General features: G+C 76.1%; 12 protein-coding genes. 5 read left to right on the forward strand and 7 right to left on the reverse strand.

Annotation, left to right across the window (positions count from 1 at the left end; all coding sequences use genetic code 11):
- Positions 1 to 88 precede the first annotated feature (88 nt).
- The gene (locus ACOJTC_RS20075; protein WP_420118031.1) at positions 89 to 1,099 is read right to left on the reverse strand and encodes an Acg family FMN-binding oxidoreductase; all 1,011 of its coding nucleotides are present in this window, start codon (positions 1,097 to 1,099) and stop codon (positions 89 to 91) included.
- Positions 1,100 to 1,193: 94 nt separating this feature from the next.
- On the reverse strand, positions 1,194 to 2,207 hold the full coding sequence (locus ACOJTC_RS20080; RefSeq protein ID WP_204926507.1) for a hypothetical protein: 1,014 nt from the start codon (positions 2,205 to 2,207) through the stop codon (positions 1,194 to 1,196).
- A gap of 317 nt (positions 2,208 to 2,524) precedes the next feature.
- Between ACOJTC_RS20080 and ACOJTC_RS20085 the strand changes: the two genes are divergently transcribed.
- Positions 2,525 to 2,845, forward strand: coding sequence for a DMT family transporter (locus ACOJTC_RS20085; RefSeq protein WP_420118032.1), 321 nt, complete (start codon positions 2,525 to 2,527; stop codon positions 2,843 to 2,845).
- 43 nt (positions 2,846 to 2,888) lie between these two features.
- On the opposite strand, the gene ACOJTC_RS20090 is transcribed toward ACOJTC_RS20085, so the two are convergent.
- Both ACOJTC_RS20090 and ACOJTC_RS20095 read right to left on the reverse strand, forming a co-directional pair.
- Positions 2,889 to 3,068 (reverse strand): hypothetical protein, encoded by a 180-nt coding sequence (locus tag ACOJTC_RS20090; protein WP_145920419.1) that lies wholly within the window; start codon positions 3,066 to 3,068, stop codon positions 2,889 to 2,891.
- 80 nt (positions 3,069 to 3,148) lie between these two features.
- Positions 3,149 to 3,877, reverse strand: a complete 729-nt coding sequence (locus ACOJTC_RS20095) for a spermidine synthase (protein ID WP_363654495.1) — start codon at positions 3,875 to 3,877, stop codon at positions 3,149 to 3,151.
- Between the two features lie 183 nt (positions 3,878 to 4,060).
- Here ACOJTC_RS20095 and eccB point away from each other — a divergent pair, with 183 nt between their 5' ends.
- Positions 4,061 to 5,443, forward strand: coding sequence for a type VII secretion protein EccB (gene eccB / locus ACOJTC_RS20100; RefSeq protein ID WP_420118033.1), 1,383 nt, complete (start codon positions 4,061 to 4,063; stop codon positions 5,441 to 5,443).
- 78 nt (positions 5,444 to 5,521) lie between these two features.
- On the opposite strand, the gene ACOJTC_RS20105 is transcribed toward eccB, so the two are convergent.
- The 3 genes from ACOJTC_RS20105 to ACOJTC_RS20115 form a co-directional block, all read right to left on the reverse strand.
- Positions 5,522 to 6,127, reverse strand: coding sequence for a class I SAM-dependent methyltransferase (locus ACOJTC_RS20105; RefSeq protein ID WP_420118034.1), 606 nt, complete (start codon positions 6,125 to 6,127; stop codon positions 5,522 to 5,524).
- A 102-nt stretch (positions 6,128 to 6,229) separates the two neighbouring features.
- Positions 6,230 to 6,844 carry a methyltransferase domain-containing protein gene (locus ACOJTC_RS20110; RefSeq protein ID WP_204924615.1) on the reverse strand — a complete coding sequence of 205 codons (615 nt, stop codon included), beginning with the start codon at positions 6,842 to 6,844 and terminating at the stop codon, positions 6,230 to 6,232.
- Positions 6,845 to 7,097: 253 nt separating this feature from the next.
- Positions 7,098 to 7,802, reverse strand: coding sequence for a CBS domain-containing protein (locus ACOJTC_RS20115; RefSeq protein WP_420118035.1), 705 nt, complete (start codon positions 7,800 to 7,802; stop codon positions 7,098 to 7,100).
- 449 nt (positions 7,803 to 8,251) lie between these two features.
- Between ACOJTC_RS20115 and ACOJTC_RS20120 the strand changes: the two genes are divergently transcribed.
- From ACOJTC_RS20120 to ACOJTC_RS20130, 3 genes are all read left to right on the forward strand, one after another.
- Positions 8,252 to 11,755 (forward strand): AMP-binding protein, encoded by a 3,504-nt coding sequence (locus tag ACOJTC_RS20120; protein WP_420118036.1) that lies wholly within the window; start codon positions 8,252 to 8,254, stop codon positions 11,753 to 11,755.
- Positions 11,752 to 14,940, forward strand: a complete 3,189-nt coding sequence (locus tag ACOJTC_RS20125) for a thioesterase domain-containing protein (protein ID WP_420118037.1) — start codon at positions 11,752 to 11,754, stop codon at positions 14,938 to 14,940. Before ACOJTC_RS20120 ends, ACOJTC_RS20125 begins: the two co-directional genes overlap by 4 nt.
- Before the next feature lie 58 nt (positions 14,941 to 14,998).
- A partial coding sequence (locus ACOJTC_RS20130; RefSeq protein WP_420118038.1) for an amino acid adenylation domain-containing protein occupies positions 14,999 to 16,373 on the forward strand: 1,375 nt, incomplete at its 3' end.

The following is a 16,373-nucleotide window of genomic DNA, read 5'->3' on the forward strand; positions in this document are numbered from 1 at the left end:
CCCCCCGCGGGCGCCGCCCCCCCCCGGGCCCCCACCCCCCCCCGCGCCCCCCCCCGCCCGGCCCCCCCCCGGGGCCGGCGTCGGACGGTCAGTCGTCCCCGTCCCCGTCGACCTCGATCACCTCGGCCGCCGGGCGGCGCGGAGCCGCCGGCAGCTCCGCCGCCGGTGGCCCCCACCCCACCCGGACCACCAGGTACGGCTCGCCCACGTCGGCGAGCAGTTCCCGCATCATCCGGCGCGGCCAGGCCAGCTCGATGGTGTCGCTGATCGGGGCGGTGGACAGCCCCGCCGCGGTCGCGGTGAGCAGCAGCGCCGACAGTGCCTCGCCGCCGCGCAGCCACCCCGCCGGGTCGTCCCGGTCACCGAACAGGATCACGTACGCCGCGCCCCGGTCGAAGTCGGCGCCGGCGGCCAACCCGGCGGCGTCGCCCGGCGCGTAGTCGCGCAGCGGCACCCGGCGCGGCGCCGGCCGCACCGCCGTGCTCGTCGGCACCCCGTCACCGCTGCCGACCGACCGGTGGGTCCACCGGTGCAGCTCCCCCCGGTAGCCGGGATCGGCCAGCTCGGCGTCGGCCGCCCGGCCCGTCGACACGGCCAGCATCGGCATCTGGTCGGTCCGGACCACGTGCAGGTGCGCGCCCTCGGCCTCGACCGCCGCCCGCAACCCGGTCAGCACCTCGTCGGGCACCGGCCGGTCACCGAAGGCCCGCCGGTCGGTGCGCCGCCGGGGGATCGCCTCGGTCAACCGGGCGGCGGCCACGTCCAGCCCACCCGGCCCGGTGGCCCGCAACCGGGCCAGCAGTCCCGGGTCGGCCGGGTCGGGCAGCCGGTCGACCTCGACCCGCCACCCCGCGGCGGCCAGCGCCACCCGGGCGTGGTGCAACACCGCCCCACAGCTCAGGGTGAGCAGTCGCCCGTCCGGGTCGGTGCTGGCCAGTTGCCGCGTCGGGTCGGCGTGCAACGCCAACCGTCCCCGGGCGACCCGCCAGCGCCACGGTTGGGTGTTGAACACCGACGGCGCGTACCGGGACAGCTCGGCGGCGGCGGTCAGTTCGCGTACGGTCGGCACCGGGCCCGGCCGGGTGGACGGCGAGGTCATCGCAGACACCTCCTGGTCGCTCTGCCCCCACCCTGCGCCGCCTCGCGGGTCGCGGACAGGGCCACAGGACCCGACCGGGCGGGCCGGTGGCCCGTCAGCAGCCGGTCCAGCGCACCGGGGTGAGCCGGTCGGTGGTGGTCCAGCCGACCGTCGTGCCGGTGTCGGCGATCGCCTGCGCCTGCACCCCGGGGAACCCGTCGACCGCCCCCGGCAGCGGCGTCACCCCGTCGGGGTGCCACACCGCCCGCAGGCCGAGCACCACCCCACCGGCGGTGACGTCCTGCACCGGCTGCACCGCCGGGTCGACGACGGTGGCCCGCCCGGTGGCCAGTTCCCACCGCACCGGGTGCTGCTGTCCGTCGGGGTCGTCGGCTGTGACGCCGGCCGCCCAGCCGTCCCGGGCCGCGAGCACCCAGGCGTTCGACCTGCCGGGCACGGTGAGCCGGTCGAGCTGCCCGTCGGGGTGGAGCACCCAGCCGGCGTAGGACGACGATCCCGCCGACGCCCGGGCGGAGCCGACAACGGTGCCGTCGTCCAGCACCGCGAGGGCGGCCCCGTCGGGCGGGGTGCCGATCGTCGCGACCGTGCCCGGCCGGTCCGCCGGCCAGCGCAACGGGATTGTGCTTTCGGTCTCCTCCACCGCGCCGTACCCCACGATGTCCCCGCGCCCGTTGATCCCGGTGACCCAGGCGCCCGAGACGCTCCCCGGCACGGGCAGGTCGGTCAGCCGGCCGCCCTGGTAGCGCCACGGCCGCTGCACCGCGGTGACGTAGGCGTTGCCGATCACCACCCCGGCGCTGTTGACGCCCACCACCTCCTCGGCCAGCGCGGTGTCCACGGCGGTGACCCGGGAGCCCTGCCAGAGCAGCAGCGCAGGCTCCCACACCCCGTCGGTGATCCGGGTGCCGATGCCGGCGACGTACCGCCCGGTCGGATCGACGGCCGTGGCCCGGCCGTGGGCCACCCCGGTGGGCAGGGGCAGCGGACGCAGCGCGCACGGGCGCAGACCGTCGCCGCGCGGTGGTCCGGCGGCGGCGGTGCCGGGCAGACCCGGCACGGCGGTCAGCAGGGCGACGACGGCCCCGGCGAGCAAACGGTGACGGATCATGGTGGCTCCGATCGGACGTGGTGGTGGGGGGACCGCGCCCCCGCCCGCCGGTGGGGCGGGCGCGGGCGGGTCGTGCGGTGCGGCCGACCCCGGTGGACCGGGCGTCGGTGACGCCTGTATGACGGGCGAGCCGGGTGCCGGGTTACGCGTTGTCCGAAACGCGACCGCCCGCACGCCGGGCGGCCCGCGCCACGGCTTCCCGCACGCCGGGCGGCATCCCGCCGTGGTCGAGCGGTGCGCCGGGCGCTCCGTGGGTGGGACGGCGGCGGGGAGGTCCGCCCGTGCGGGATCATCGGGGGACCGGTGGAGGGAGAGCGATGGCCTACCTGTTCCTGCTGATCGCGATCGGTGCCGAGGTGGGCGGCACCAGCCTGCTCAAGGCGACGCAGGGGTTCACCCGGCTCTGGCCCACGGTCGGGCTGGCCGTGGCCTACCTGCTGGCCTTCGGGATGCTCGCGCTGGCGGTCCGGGACATCCCGGTCGGGGTGGCGTACGCCATGTGGTCCGGGCTCGGCACCGCCGCGATCGTCGCCGTCGGCGCGGTCTTCCTCGGCGAGCCGCTGAGCCTGACGAAGGTGGTCGGGGTGGGCCTGATCATCGGGGGAGTGGTCGTGCTCAACCTCGGTGGGGCGCACTGAGCCGGCCGCCCCGTCGCGGGGGCGGCCGGCTGCGGCGCGGCTGCTAGCGGCGGCCGGCGGAATGCCGGTGCATCACCTGCCGCCCCCGCACGAACGCCAGCACGATCACCACCAGCAGCGCGACGAGGCCGATGATGGCCAGCCAACGGACCGCCTCCAGCAGCAGCCCGAGCAGGATGAGCGCGCCGCCGACGACACCGACGACCCAGAGCATGGCCCGCATGTCCACCTCCTGTGACTCACTGACCGGGCAGCCTTCCCGTTCCGGGCCGCCGTATGCCCCGCACGTCACCGGGAGCGGGGTCAGTGCGGGTCGGGCCGTCGGTGGGCGACGTAGACGGTGTTGGCGGACTCCCCGCCGGTCAGCGGGTTGGCGAACGGGACGACGTGCGCCTGCCAGGTGGTGAACACCTCGGCCAGCACCCGGCCGAACGCGTCGTCCGGCGGATCGTCCGACCAGAGCGCGAACACCCCGTCGGGCAGCAGCAGGTCGGCCAGCCGGCGCAGTCCCTCGGGGGTGTAGAAGGCGGCGTGGCTGGGGTGCAGCACGTTACGCGGGGAGTGGTCGACGTCGAGCAGCACCGCGTGGAACCGGCGGCCCGGCTGGTCCGGGTCGAAACCGGTGCCGTCGGCGACCGCGGCGAAGAAGTCCGCCCGGACGAACCGGGTCCGGGGGTCGGGGGCGAGACCGGCGGCGAAGGGGAGCAACTGCCTGCGGTGCCAGTCGATGACGTCCTCGATCGTCTCCACCACCAGCACCGAGCGCACCCGCGCGTCCTCCAGCGCGGTACGGGCGGTGTAGCCGAGCCCGAGGCCACCGACCACCACGTCGAGCGGCCCGTCGCCCATCGGGGCCAGCCCCAGCCGGGCCAGTTCGATCTCGGCGACCGGGAAGAGACTGGACATCAGGTAGTCGTCGTCGAGCTTCACCTCGTAGACGTCGACGTCGAGCGTGGGTTCCCGCCGCCGGCGCAGGCTGATCGCGCCGATCGGGGTCTCCCGCCAGGCCAGTTCCTCGAATCGCACGCCCACCGGGCCGTCCCTCCACCGTCGTCGTGCCGGGATGCTACCGGGACGACCGGTTCGCCGATGGTAGCGGCGCGCGGCGGGCAGGCGTCTCCGGGCGGTGGTGGTCCCGTCGCGTCGCCACGCAGGGTCCACGGGACATCGACGCAGCGCATATCCTGTCCGCCGAGGACTCGCGGAAGGGACGCCATGCCGTCGCGGCAGGACCAGCTCCACTCCTACCAGTTCACCGTGCAGCGGGCCGTCGCCGCCCTGGTGATGCGGGAGACCGACCCGGTGCGGTCGCCGTTTCGCCGGCTGGCCGGCGCCGGGCTGGCCAGCGTCCTGGTGGCGGCGATCGGGCTGGGGGGATTCGCCCTCTACGGCCTGTTCGTCGGAGGCGGGTCGACGTGGCGCGACACCGGCGCGGTGATCGTCGAGAAGGAGTCCGGGGCCCGGTTCGTCTACCGCGACGGTCGGCTGCACCCGGTGCTCAACTACGCCTCCGCGCTGCTGATCGTCGGCGCGGACCGGTCCCGGACGGTGCTGGTCTCCCGCCGCTCCATCGAGGGGGTGCCGCGCGGGCTGCCGCTGGGCATCGCCGACGCCCCGGACTCGCTGCCGGCCGCGGGGCGGCTGTCCACCGCGCCGTGGACGGTCTGTTCGCGGCAGCCGGCCGACGCGACGCGGGCCGTACCCCGTTCGGCGTTGCTGATCGGCCGGGAGGCGACCGGCGGGCGGCGGCTCACCGAGGAGGCGGTGCTGGTCCGGCACCCCGACGGCGGGCTGCATCTGATCTGGCACCAGCGTCGGCACCTGCTGCGCGACACCGCCCGGGTGCTCGCCGCGCTGGCGACCACCCGGGAACGCGCGGTCCCCGCCGCCCCGGCCCTGCTCAACGCCCTGCCGGCGGGCGTCGACCTGGCCCCGCCGCCACTGGCCGGGCTCGGCGAGCCCTCGTCCGGGGTCACCGACGCCACGGTCGGGGACGTCTACCTGGTCCGCAACTCCGGCGGCGGCCGGCAGTACGCGGTCGCCGGGCGCGACGGCCTGGCCGGCATCACCGAACTCCAGGCGGCCCTGCTGATGGCCCGCACCGGCCAGGACGAGCCGGCCCCGATCAGCCTGGGCCGGTTCGCCGCGTCGCCCAAGCTGCCCGACCTGGTGCCGACCGGGCCGACCGCCCCGCCACCGGTCCCGCCCCGCCTGGCCGGCGTCGACGGCGGCGCGCTCTGCGCCCGGATCGGCGACGACGGCACGGTCGGCGAGGTACGGGTCGACCCGGTCGTGCCGGATCTCACCGCCGCCCGCGGCACCGACACCCCGGGCGGGGTGCGCGCCGACCAGGTGCTGGTCGAGCCGGGGCGCGGTGCGGTCGTCGAGTCGGTGGCCGCGCCGGGCGCCGACGGTGGGACCGTGTCGGTGGTCACCGACCTGGGCCGGCGCTACGTGCTCGCCGACGAGGGGGTGCTCGGCATGCTCGGCTACCGGGAGGTCACCCCGGTCCGGCTGCCCGCCGGCCTGGTCAGCCTCGTCCCGGCCGGCAGCACCCTCGATCCGGCCGCCGCCCGGGCTGTCGCCGCCCCGTCCTGACCGGCCCGCTGCCGGGCCGGTGCGCCGGGGTCGAACCTTCCCCGCAGCACCGTCCGGGTGCCCACGCGGGTACCACGGTCAGTCGGTGGGGCGGCGCAGCAGGCTGACGGCGAAGTCCGCATCGTCGCGCCAGGGGCGCAGGTCCCAGGTGGCGAAGCGCTGTTCGAGCCGCAGGCCGGCGGCGGCCAGGTCGCTGTCGAAGTGGTCGAGCCGGTAGCCCCGGTCGAGGCCGAAACCGACGAGCACCACCCCGTCCGGGCGCAGGTGGGCGGCGATCCGGGTCAGCACGGCGGGTTCGGTGCCGGCGGCGACGAAGGCCATCACGTTGCCGGCCACCACGGCGGCGTCGAACGGCTCCGCCTCGCCGTCGGTGGCGAGGTCCAGCGTGGCGAGGTCGGCGACCAGCCAGCGCGGCCCGGGATGGTCGGTGCGGGCCGCGTCGACCAGGGCGGGGTCGGCGTCGACCCCGACCACCCGGTGCCCCCGGGCGGCGAGCGCGGCACCGACCCGACCGGTGCCGCAGCCGGCGTCCAGGATGCGCGAGCCGGGGGCCACGACCGCGTCGACCAGGCGGGCCTCGCCGGCCAGGTCGGCCCCCTCGGCGGCGAGCCGCCGGAACCGGTCGATGTACCACTGGGAGTGTTCGGGGCCGGTCTCGGTCGCCCACCGGGTCGGGTTGGTCATGCCGCCACGGTAACCGGCCGGCCCGGCGTGCCGCGGCGTCCACGGCAGGGCGACCGGGCCCGGGGACCCCAAACGGGCACCCGGCCCGGTCGCGCGGCGGGCTCACGGCAGCTGGGCCACCGTGACGAACTCGTTGTAGGTGAAGACCTTGCCCATCGACCGGGGGAACGGGAAGGAGTACTGCTTGACCACCGTCATGCCGAGATCCCGGGCGGCCTGCGCGGCCTCGTCGAACCCGACGAACCGGACGTGGGTCGCGTCGCTGGCGTATCCCCGCTCCTGCGGGGTGATGAAGACCGCCGTGCCGCCGGAACGCAGGAACGGCAGGTAGCTGGAGACGACCTCCAGGGCCGCGTCGGCGGGCAGGTGCTCCAGCAGGTGGGCGGCGAGCAGCGCGTCGAAGGCGCCGGGCCGGGCGTGCGGGGACTGGTGGAACTCCTCGATCGTGTACGCCTCCAGCCCGGCCGCCCGCGCGTGTGCCACCGAGGTGGGGTTGTGGTCCACCCCGACCGCGCCCTCGCCCAGGTTGGCCAGGTTGCGGCCGAGGCCGCAGCCGACGTCGAGGGTGCGGCCCAGTTCGAGCCGTTGGAGGTTCCACCGGTACGGCGCCTGCACGTCGAGCACCTGCTTCCAGCGCGCGCCACCGAGGCGTTGCAACCGCTGGGTGTAGTCCTCACCCTCGGTGCCCGCCGCGGTGTCCTGCTCTGCTCGACTCATCGCCGGCCTCTCTGCCCGTCGCGGAAACGTCGCCACCCGGCGCGCGTGCGGGGACACGCCGCCGGCCGTCGGGTTTCCGGGCCGACGCGGACACCCGACAGATGCTAAGGACCCGGGCGGCCATCGTCAGCCCCCACGGGCGGCGGGTCGGCCCTGGTGACACAGGGTGTCGCCGGGTTCGACCCTGGGTGTCGGTCGGCGGGGTCGGCATCCCACGGGCCGGGTGCCGCCGGTCGGGGCAGTCGTCCCCGGGTCAGGCGACGCCGGCCGGGGTGACGCCGCCGGCCCGCAGTGCGGCCAGTGGGGCGTCGTCGACGGCGTAGCCGAGCGCGTCGACCACCTCGACCACGCCGCTGACCTGCGCGCTGAGGCGCAGCGCCAGGTGCACGGTGGACCACCGGTCGAGTTGGCCGGTGAGGGTGACCACCCCGCCCTGCACGGTCACGTCGACGGTGCCGTCGGGCACCCCGAGCACCCGGCGCAGCACGTCGGTGACGACGTCGCGGCGGATGTCGGCGTCCGGCCGGAGGTGGACCCGCAGCAGGTCGCCCCGGGTGACGATGCCGACGAGGCGGCCCCGGTCGTCGACGACGGGCAGCCGCTTGACGCCCCGCCGGTCCATGGTCCGGGCGGCCTGCGCGAGGGTCGCGCCGGGGGAGACGGTGACCGCCGGTGCGGTCATCAGGTCCCCGGCCAGGGTCGCGGCGGCCTTGGCCCAGGCGGTGCGGGTCCGGCGACCGGGGAGGATCCGCCGCTCGTGCGGCTGCCCGAGCCGTTCCACCTTGTGCAGCAGGTCGGCCTGGGAGACCACGCCGAGCACCCGCCGGGTGTCGTCGACCACCGGCACCGCCGTGACGTGCCGGGCGGTGAGCAGGTCCACCACCGTCCGGTACCCGGTGTCCTCGTCCACCGTGAGCACGTCGACCGTCATCACGTCCTGCACCTGCCACGTCCGCATGGCGTCCTCCTCGGTCCCGCCTCCGACGCTAGGTGTCGGGCGGGGCGTGGGGCAGGGGCGCAGGACCGGATCGGGACGGGCCGGAGGTCCCGGCTGGTCGGGCGACCCTAGGATGGCGGGGGCCCGCGGCTGCGGCACCCCACCTGACCAGGCGTTAAGGTCCCGCCCATGGTGGAAAATAGCCGGTTTGCAAGCCCTTTCGCCGCAAAATTACTTGTCGGTAGACACTTAGGCTGAAACTCCTTTTCGCGCTAGGGGGATGATCGGCCGATTTTCGCCGTCCGATCTTCAGGGGGCGGTGGGCCCTTCGGTCCGACTCCGATCGATGATCTTTCCTCGGCCTGATGTCGTCCTATTCTGCTTCCATTGTGAAGTCCTGGGGGGGATCATGATCACAATTGGCTGTTCCCGCACGGCTGCCCACAGTGGAGTCGAGCCGATCCGCTGACATGGCGCAACCGACGATCATCCAACAGTTCGCCGAGGTCTCGGCCACCCGTACCGACCACCCGGCGATCCTCGGCGAGACCCACGAGGTCAGCTACGCCGCCCTGGCCGCCACCGTCGGCGGACACGCCGTCGCGCTCACCGCGGCCGGCGTCCGACCCGGCGACCGGGTCGCCCTGCTCACCGGGCACGGCACCGGCACCATCGCCGCCGTCCTCGGCACCCTCGCCGCCGGTGGCGTGTACGTGCCGCTGGACCCCGGGTTCCCGGTCGACCGGCTCCGGCACATGCTCGCCGCCGCCGACGTGCGCGTCGTCGCCTGCGCCCCCGACCACCGCGACCTCGCCGACGCCCTGTGCGCCACCCGACCCGGCACCCGCGTGCTGGTCCTCGACCCGGCCGCCACCGCCGCGCTGCACCCCCTCCCGGTCGACCCCGACAGCCCGGCGTACGTGCTGTTCACCTCCGGCTCCACCGGCACCCCCAAGGCCGTCGCGCAGACCCACCGCAACCTGCGGCACGTCGTCGACAACCAGATCCGCACCCTGGCGATCGGCCCGGCCGACCGGCTCAGCCTGCTCGCCTCGTTCAGCTTCGACGCGGCCATCCCCGACCTCTATCCGGCGCTGCTCACCGGGGCCGCCGTCGTCCCGGTCGACCTGCGGCGGCACGGCCTGGCGTACGCCGTCGGACAGCTCGCCCGGCACCGGGTCACCGTCTACCACTCCACTCCGACGGTCTACCGGTTCCTGCTCGACACCCTCGGTGAACGGCGGCTGGACAGCATCCGGGTGGTGCTGCTCGGCGGCGAACAGGCCACGCACGCCGACGCCGCCCGGGGGCGCGACCGGTTCGCACCGGGATGCGTGCTGGTCAACGGCTACGGCGCCACCGAGATGACGTTCGCCGCCCGGTACGCGTTGCCGCTGGCCGACGCCGACCCGACCGGCACCGGCCCGCTGCCGATCGGCACCGCACTGCCCGGCTACACGCTGCGGTTGGCCGACTCCGGCGAGATCGTGGTGCGCAGCCCGCACCTCGCCCCCGGCTACCTCGGCCAGCACAGCGACCGGTTCGGTGCCGACCCCGACGGGACGCCCACCTACGCCACCGGCGACCTGGGCGCGTGGCTGCCCGGCGGGGAACTGGTCTGCCTCGGCCGGCTCGACCGCCAGGTCAAGGTCCGTGGGTTCCGGGTCGAGCTGACCGAGGTCGAGGCCGTCCTCGCCGTACAGCCAGGCGTCGCCGCCGTCCGCGCCATCGCCCGCGACGGGGCACTGCTCGCGTACGCCGTGCCGGCCGGCGGCGACCTCGACCCGGCGGCGCTGCGTGCCGCCCTCGCCCGGCGGCTGCCCGAGTACGCGCTGCCCCGCGCCGTGCTGGTCCTCGACGCGTTCCCGCTCACCGTCACCGGCAAGATCGACGAGCGGGCACTGCCCGACCCGCCCCGGACGGTCCCCGCCGGACAGGAACCGGCCACCGACACCGAGCGGGCCGTGCACGAGATCTGGTGCGCGGTGCTCGGCCGCGACACCGTCGGCCGGCAGGAGAGCTTCTTCGACGCCGGTGGACAGTCCCTGCTGCTCGGCCAGGTGCAGCAGCGCATCGCCGACCGGTTCGGCACGACGCTGCCCATGGTGCGGCTGTTCGCCCACCCGACGATCGCCGCCCAGGCCCGGCTGCTCGACCCGGGCGTCGACGCCACGCCGGCCACGGCGGCGCGCACCCGCCCGCTCCCCGCGCCGATCCTGCCCACCCCGACCGCGCCACCGGTCGCCGCCCGCGAGTACACCGGCGACGAGATCGTGGTGGTGGGGCTCGCCGGCCGGTTCCCCGGCGCACCCGACGCCGCCACCTTCTGGTGGAACGTCTGCGCCGGCGTCGACTCTGTGCACGACCACTCCGACGTCGAGTTGACCGCCCTCGGTATCGGGCCCCGACTGCGCGCCGACCCCCGGCACGTGCGGGCCACCGGCCGGCTCGACGGGGTCACCGACTTCGACGCCGAGTTCTTCGCCATGGGCGACGAGGAGGCCGCCCGGACCGACCCCCAGCACCGGCTCTTCCTGGAGACGGCGTGGGAGGCCCTGGAGGACGCCGGGCACGACCCGACCCGCTTCCCCGGCCTGGTCGGCGTCTACGCGGCCACCTCCGCCAACCGCTACTTCCTGTTCCACCTGATGGACAATCCGGCCGTGGTCGGCGACGTCGACCCGGACGACTGGGAGGCCCGGCTGATCGGCCGGCAGTCCACCGACCACCTGCCCGGCCAGGTGGCGTACCGGCTCGGGTTGACCGGGCCTGCGGTGGCCGTGCAGACCGCCTGCTCCAGCTCGCTGGTCGCGGTCTGTACCGCCGCCCAGAGCCTCGCCGACTACCAGTGCGACATCGCCCTCGCCGGCGGGGTCAACGTCACCTGGCCCCGCTACCGGGCCACCCCCGGCGGGCTGGCCTCCCCGGACGGCCGCTGCCGCGCCTTCGACGAGGCCGCCGAGGGCTCCGGCTTCGGCTCCGGGGTGGGCGTGGTCGCGTTGCGCCGGCTCGCCGACGCCCAGGCCGACGGGGACCGGATCTACGCCGTCCTGCCGGGCTGGGCGGTCACCAACGACGGCCCCGACCGGGCCGGCTTCGCGGTGCCCGGCCCCGCCGGCCAGGCCGCCGCCGTCGCGAACGCGCTGGCCGCCGCCGAGGTCGCCCCCGGCGAGGTCCGCTTCATCGAGGCCCACGGCAGCGGTACGCCGCTGGGCGACGCCATCGAGGTCGCCGCCCTGCACGAGGTGTACGGCGGGGCCGCCCCCGCCGAGTCCTGCGCGCTCGGCGCGGTCAAGACCAACATCGGTCACCTCGACGCCGGTGCCGGCATCGCCGGGCTGATCAAGACGGTGCTCGCCGTCCAGCACGGGGTGATCCCGCCGAACCTGCACTTCACCCGCCCGCACCCGGAGATCGATCTGGCCGGCGGTCCGTTCTACGTGCCCACCAAGGCGCGGGACTGGCCGGACGCGCCCCGCCGGGTGGCCGGGGTCAGCGCGTTCGGGCTCGGCGGCACCAACGCGCACGTGGTCGTGGAGCAGCCGCCACCTGCCGTACCGGCCGAGCCGTCGCCCCCACGGGCCTGGTTGCTGCCGGTGTCGGCGCGTACCCCGCAGGCGTTGCGGGCGGCGCTGACCCGGCTGCGGCACCACCTCGCCGGTGTCGGACCGGCGCTGCCCGAGGTGGCCGCCACCCTGGCGCTGGGCCGGCGGCCCTTCGCCAGGCGGGCCGCCGTCGTCGCCGCCGACCTGGCCGAGGCGGTCGCCGGACTCGACGAGCTGCTCGCCACCGACGCCACCGTGGCCGGCGCGCCGGGGGCGTTGCGTGACCTGGCCGCCGGCTGGGTCGCCGGCCGCGACGTCGACTGGGCCGCGCTGCACCCCGAGGGCACCGTCCGGCGCACCGGGCTGCCCGGCTACCCCTTCCAGCGCCGGCGGCACTGGATCGACCCACCGCAGAGAGGCGCACGGTGAACTGGTTCGTCTCGCCCGGAAGCCGACCCCAGGCACCGGCGCAGCTGTTCTGCCTGCCGTACGCCGGGGGCGGAGCCAGCGCGTTCCGCCGCTGGCAGCCGGAGGCCGGCCCGGACGTGGAGGTGCTGCCGGTGCAGCTGCCCGGCCGGGAGAACCGGATCGGCGACGACCCGGACTTCACCGTCGCGGAGCTGGCCGCCGCCATCGCCGACCGGGCCGACCGCCCGTACGCGATCTACGGGCACTCGATGGGCGGGCGGCTCGGCTTCGAGGTGGTGCGGGAGCTGCGCCGGGACGGCCGGGAGCTGCCGGTACGGCTGTACGTCGGCGGCGCCCGCGCCCCGCACGTCACCGCCGCGAGCTTCTTCGACGGCCTGTCCCGGGTGGACGACGACGAACTGCTGCGCCGGCTCGCCGCCGGCGGCGGCCTGCCCGACGGCCTGCTGGACCACCCGGAGCTGGTGGAGCTGCTGCTGCCGTTGCTGCGCGCCGACTTCGGCCGGGTCGACAGCTACCGGTACGCCCCCGGGGCGCCGCTGCCGGTGCCGGTGGTGGCGTTCGCCGGGCGGCACGACCGGGCGGTCAGCCGGGAACAGAGCGCCGCCTGGGCCGAGCACACCGCCGCCGGCTTCACCCTGCACGAACTCGACGGTGGGCACTTCTTCCTGCACGACCGGCTGCCCGAGCTGCTGGGCCTGATCCGCGCCGACCTGACCGCCGCCCTCGACTCCCCGGCTCCCGCACCGGCCGGCGGCCCGGTTTCCCCGGGTGAGGCGGGCACCACCGCCGGGCCCCACGCCGACCGGTCCGACCCGGTCGCGGCCGGTGCCGGCCGCGACCCGGGGTCCGCCGGGTCGGTGCCGGCGGCCGGTACGCCCGAGCACCGGGTGCCGCTGGGCGACACCGGCTGGTCGGTGTGGCGCGACGCGATCCTGCGCAGCACCGGCTTCCCGGCCGACGGCCTCGCCCTGTTCGCCGCCCCGGCCGCCGCCGAGCTCGCCGACGAACTGCTGGCCACCGGCGGCGTCGAACGCTTCGACAAGGAGTTCGACGAGGCCGTCCGCGCCGCCGGGCAGCGGTTCACCGAACTCGCCGCCGACCCGCTGCTGCGCGAGGCGGTGACCTGGCAGAACCGGGGCGCGCTGGTGGCCTTCGACGGCCTGGTCCGGGGCGGTCCCGACGCGTCGCGCAACGTGCGCCGTCGCGACCGGGAACGGGCCCTGCTCAAGTACTGGCAGCGGTACTGCGGCAAGAACGAGACGGTCGGCTTCTTCGGCCCCAGCTGCTGGGTGACCGTCGACCCGGCGCAGCCGGAGACCGCCCGGCTGCGGGTCGGCCCCGAACTGACCCGGCGACGGTGGGTCCGGTTCGAGTCGTGGGCCCTCGACGAGTACGCCGAGTGCATCGGCGCCGAACTCGCCGTCCGGCGCTGGTGGCCGCCGGTGCTGGCCCCGCAGGTCGCGGTGCGCGGGCGCAGCGTGCTGCGTCCCGGGCAACCGCCGGTGGCGCTGTCACCGGTGGAGGCCGCGTTGCTGGCCGCCGTCGACGGCCGCCGGCCCGCCCACGACCTGGTCGCCGACCCGGCCATCGGACTTCGTCGGCCCGAGGACGGCTACACGCTGCTCGACCGGCTCGTCGAACGGGAGCTGCTCACCTGGGACGCGGCCCTGCCGGTCAGCCCGGCCGCGGAGGAGGTGCTGCGCGCACGGATCGACGCCGTCGGCGATCCGGCGGCCCGACTGGCCGCCCGGTCCGGGCTGCACCGGCTCACCGCCGCCCGGGACGCCGTCGCCGCGGCGGCCGGTGACCCGCACCGCCTGGGCCTCGCCCTCGACGCCCTCGACGCCACCTTCACCGAGCTGACCGGGCGGTCGCCCCGGCGTCGGGAGGGCCGGATGTACGCCGGCCGTACCCTCTGCCACGAGGACACCGCCCGGGACCTCGACGTCACCCTCGGTGCCCCGTTCCTGGCCGACCTGGCCGCGCCGCTCGACGTGCTGCTGCGCGCCGCCCGGTGGATGGTGGCCGCCCTGGCCCAGGCGTACGACCGGGTCTTCCGTGAGCTGTACGACGAACTGCGCGGCGAGGCCGGGGACGCCCCCGTCTCCCTGGCCGACCTGTGGTACCTCGCCCAGGGACTGTTCTGGGGCACCGGCGACCGGCCGGTCGACGCGGTCGCCGCCGACTTCGCCGCCCGCTGGGCGGGACTGTTCGGCTTCGCCGGGCTGCCACCGGGTACCCGGGAGGTGCGCCTCGCCGCCGCGGATCTCGCCGACCGGGTCGACGAGGTCTTCCCGGCGGCCCCGGCGCGCTGGTCCAAGGCCGTCCTGCACAGCCCCGACCTGCAACTCTGCGCGCGGGACGCGGCGGCGTTGGCGCGCGGGGAGTACACCGTCGTGCTCGGCGAACTGCACGCCGCGTGGGCGTCCTTCGACTGCGAGGTGTTCATCCCGGCCCACCCCGACCCACAACGGCTGCGGGACGCCCTCACCACGGACCTGGGTGGGCGTCGGCTGCGGCTGCTGTACCCCACCGACTGGCCACGGCGGACCAGCCGGACCGCCGAAGCCCTCGCCGGGCCCAGCGACCGGCAGTTGGCCTTCGCGGCGGCGCCCGGGGCCGATCCGGCACGGGTGCTGCCCACGGTGGCGCTCACCGTGTCCGAGCGGGACGGCGAACTGGTCGCCACCGCCGCCGACGGCGAGAGCTGGCCGTTGACCGAGGTCTTCGGCGAACTGCTCAGCGCCCACGCGGTGGACGGGTTCAAGCTGGTCGCCGCCGCCCCCTACACCCCCCGGGTCACCATCGACCGGCTGGTGGTGGCCCGGCGGACCTGGCGCACCACGGTGGGGGAGAGCGGTCTGGCCGACGCCGCCGGGGAACGTGACCGGTTCCTCGCGGTGCGGGCCTGGCGACGCCGGCTCGACCTGCCCGAGCAGGTGTACGTCAAGCTCGGCAGCGAGACCAAACCCTGCTATGCCGACCTGAGCAGCCCGGCCTTCGCGAACATGTTCTGCGCCATGGTGCGGGCGGCCCGGATGGGGGATGGCACCGAGGTCTCCCTGACGGTCAGCGAGATGCTGCCCGGCCCGGACGACGCCTGGGTGCCCGACGCCGCCGGCCGCCGGTACCTCAGCGAACTGCGCCTGCACGTGGTCGACGACACCGCCCGGGACGACCGGTGAACCGGCACACCGTCCGCCCGGTGGGGCGTACCGCACCAGCAACCGTACGGGGAGCGACGTGACCGACATCCTGTCCATCAGTGCCGTCACCGGGGAAGATCTGCCCTGGCCGGACGGCACGCTGGCCGACCTGATCGTCGAGCGGGCGGCCCGCTGCCCGGACGCGGTGGCGGTGCGCCAGTGGGACGACCGGCTCACCTACCGGGAGCTGGTCGGCCGGGCGGCGGGCCTGGCCGCGGCGCTGCGGGCCCGGGGGGTCGGCCGGCAGACCCGGGTGGGGATCTGCGCCCACCGCCACCCCGACCTCGTGGTCGACGTCCTCGGCGTGCTGCTCGCCGGGGGCTGCTACGTGCCGTTGGAGCCCGGTGGCCCCCGGCAGCGGCTGCGGGAGATCGCCGCCGACGCCGGGGTGACGCTCGTGGTGGGGGACGCGGCGGCTGTCGAGTTCGCCGACACCCCCGGCGTCGAGGTGGTCACCGCCAGCGGCCCGGCTCCGCTGACGCCCTGCCCGGCGCGGGCCGGCGACCCGGCGTACGTGCTGTTCACCTCGGGTTCCACCGGCCGGCCCAAGGGGGTGCTGACCACCCACCGCAACGTGGTGGAGTTCGTCACCGGCTGCGCCGCGCTCAGCGCCGCCGACGCCGGGGTCCGCAGCCTCGGCATCGCCTCGCTCGGCTTCGACGCGGCCAGCATCGACCTGTTCGTCCCGCTGCTGCTCGGTGGCAGCGTGCAACTGCTCGGCGGCGACGACCGGTCCGACCCGGACCGGCTGGCCCGGTTCATCGTCGCCCACGACGTGAACTGGGGTTTCATCACCCCGACCGTGCTGTCCATGCTGGACCCGGCCCGGGTGCCCGGCTGGCGGACGGTGCTCTGCGGCGGCGAGGCCGTCCCCGCCGACCTGGTCGCCCGCTGGGCGCCGGGCCGACGGCTGCTCAACGGCTACGGCCCCACCGAGACCACCGTGCTGGCGGTCAGCGGCGAGCTGACCGCCGCCGACGCCGACCCGGTGCCGATCGGGCTGCCCCTGCCCAACCACCGGGCGTACGTGGTGGACGACGGGCTGCGGGCGGTGCCGCCGGGGCAGACCGGTGAGCTGCTGATCGGCGGGCCGGGACTGGCCGACGGCTACCTCAACCGGCCCGGCCTGACCGCCGACCGGTTCGTCCCCGACCCGTTCTCCGGGCTGCCCGGCGAGCGGCTCTACCGCACCGGTGACCTCGTCCGGCAGGCCGACGACGGGCGGATCGTCTACCTCGGCCGGGCCGACCGGCAGGTCAAGATCCGGGGCCAGCGGATCGAGCTGGGCGAGGTGGAGGCCGTGCTCGCCGACGTGCCCGGCGTGGCCCGGGTGGCCGTGGAGGCGGTGCCCGGCCCGGCCGGGACCGAACTGGTCGCCTTCCTCACCCCGGCCACCGCGCCCGACGACGACG

Source organism: Micromonospora sp., assembly GCF_048594385.1.
Taxonomy (GTDB): Bacteria; Actinomycetota; Actinomycetes; order Mycobacteriales; family Micromonosporaceae; genus Micromonospora; species Micromonospora wenchangensis.

What these genes read in the sequence shown, in the direction of transcription:
- ACOJTC_RS20075 (WP_420118031.1), bottom strand. Translation starts at nt 1,099, where the DNA reads ATGACCTCGCCGTCCACCCGGCCGGGCCCGGTGCCGACCGTACGCGAA.
- ACOJTC_RS20080 (WP_204926507.1), bottom strand. Translation starts at nt 2,207, where the DNA reads ATGATCCGTCACCGTTTGCTCGCCGGGGCCGTCGTCGCCCTGCTGACC.
- ACOJTC_RS20085 (WP_420118032.1), top strand. Translation starts at nt 2,525, where the DNA reads ATGGCCTACCTGTTCCTGCTGATCGCGATCGGTGCCGAGGTGGGCGGC.
- ACOJTC_RS20090 (WP_145920419.1), bottom strand. Translation starts at nt 3,068, where the DNA reads ATGCGGGCCATGCTCTGGGTCGTCGGTGTCGTCGGCGGCGCGCTCATC.
- eccB (WP_420118033.1), top strand. Translation starts at nt 4,061, where the DNA reads ATGCCGTCGCGGCAGGACCAGCTCCACTCCTACCAGTTCACCGTGCAG.
- ACOJTC_RS20105 (WP_420118034.1), bottom strand. Translation starts at nt 6,127, where the DNA reads ATGACCAACCCGACCCGGTGGGCGACCGAGACCGGCCCCGAACACTCC.
- ACOJTC_RS20110 (WP_204924615.1), bottom strand. Translation starts at nt 6,844, where the DNA reads ATGAGTCGAGCAGAGCAGGACACCGCGGCGGGCACCGAGGGTGAGGAC.
- ACOJTC_RS20115 (WP_420118035.1), bottom strand. Translation starts at nt 7,802, where the DNA reads ATGCGGACGTGGCAGGTGCAGGACGTGATGACGGTCGACGTGCTCACG.
- ACOJTC_RS20120 (WP_420118036.1), top strand. Translation starts at nt 8,252, where the DNA reads ATGGCGCAACCGACGATCATCCAACAGTTCGCCGAGGTCTCGGCCACC.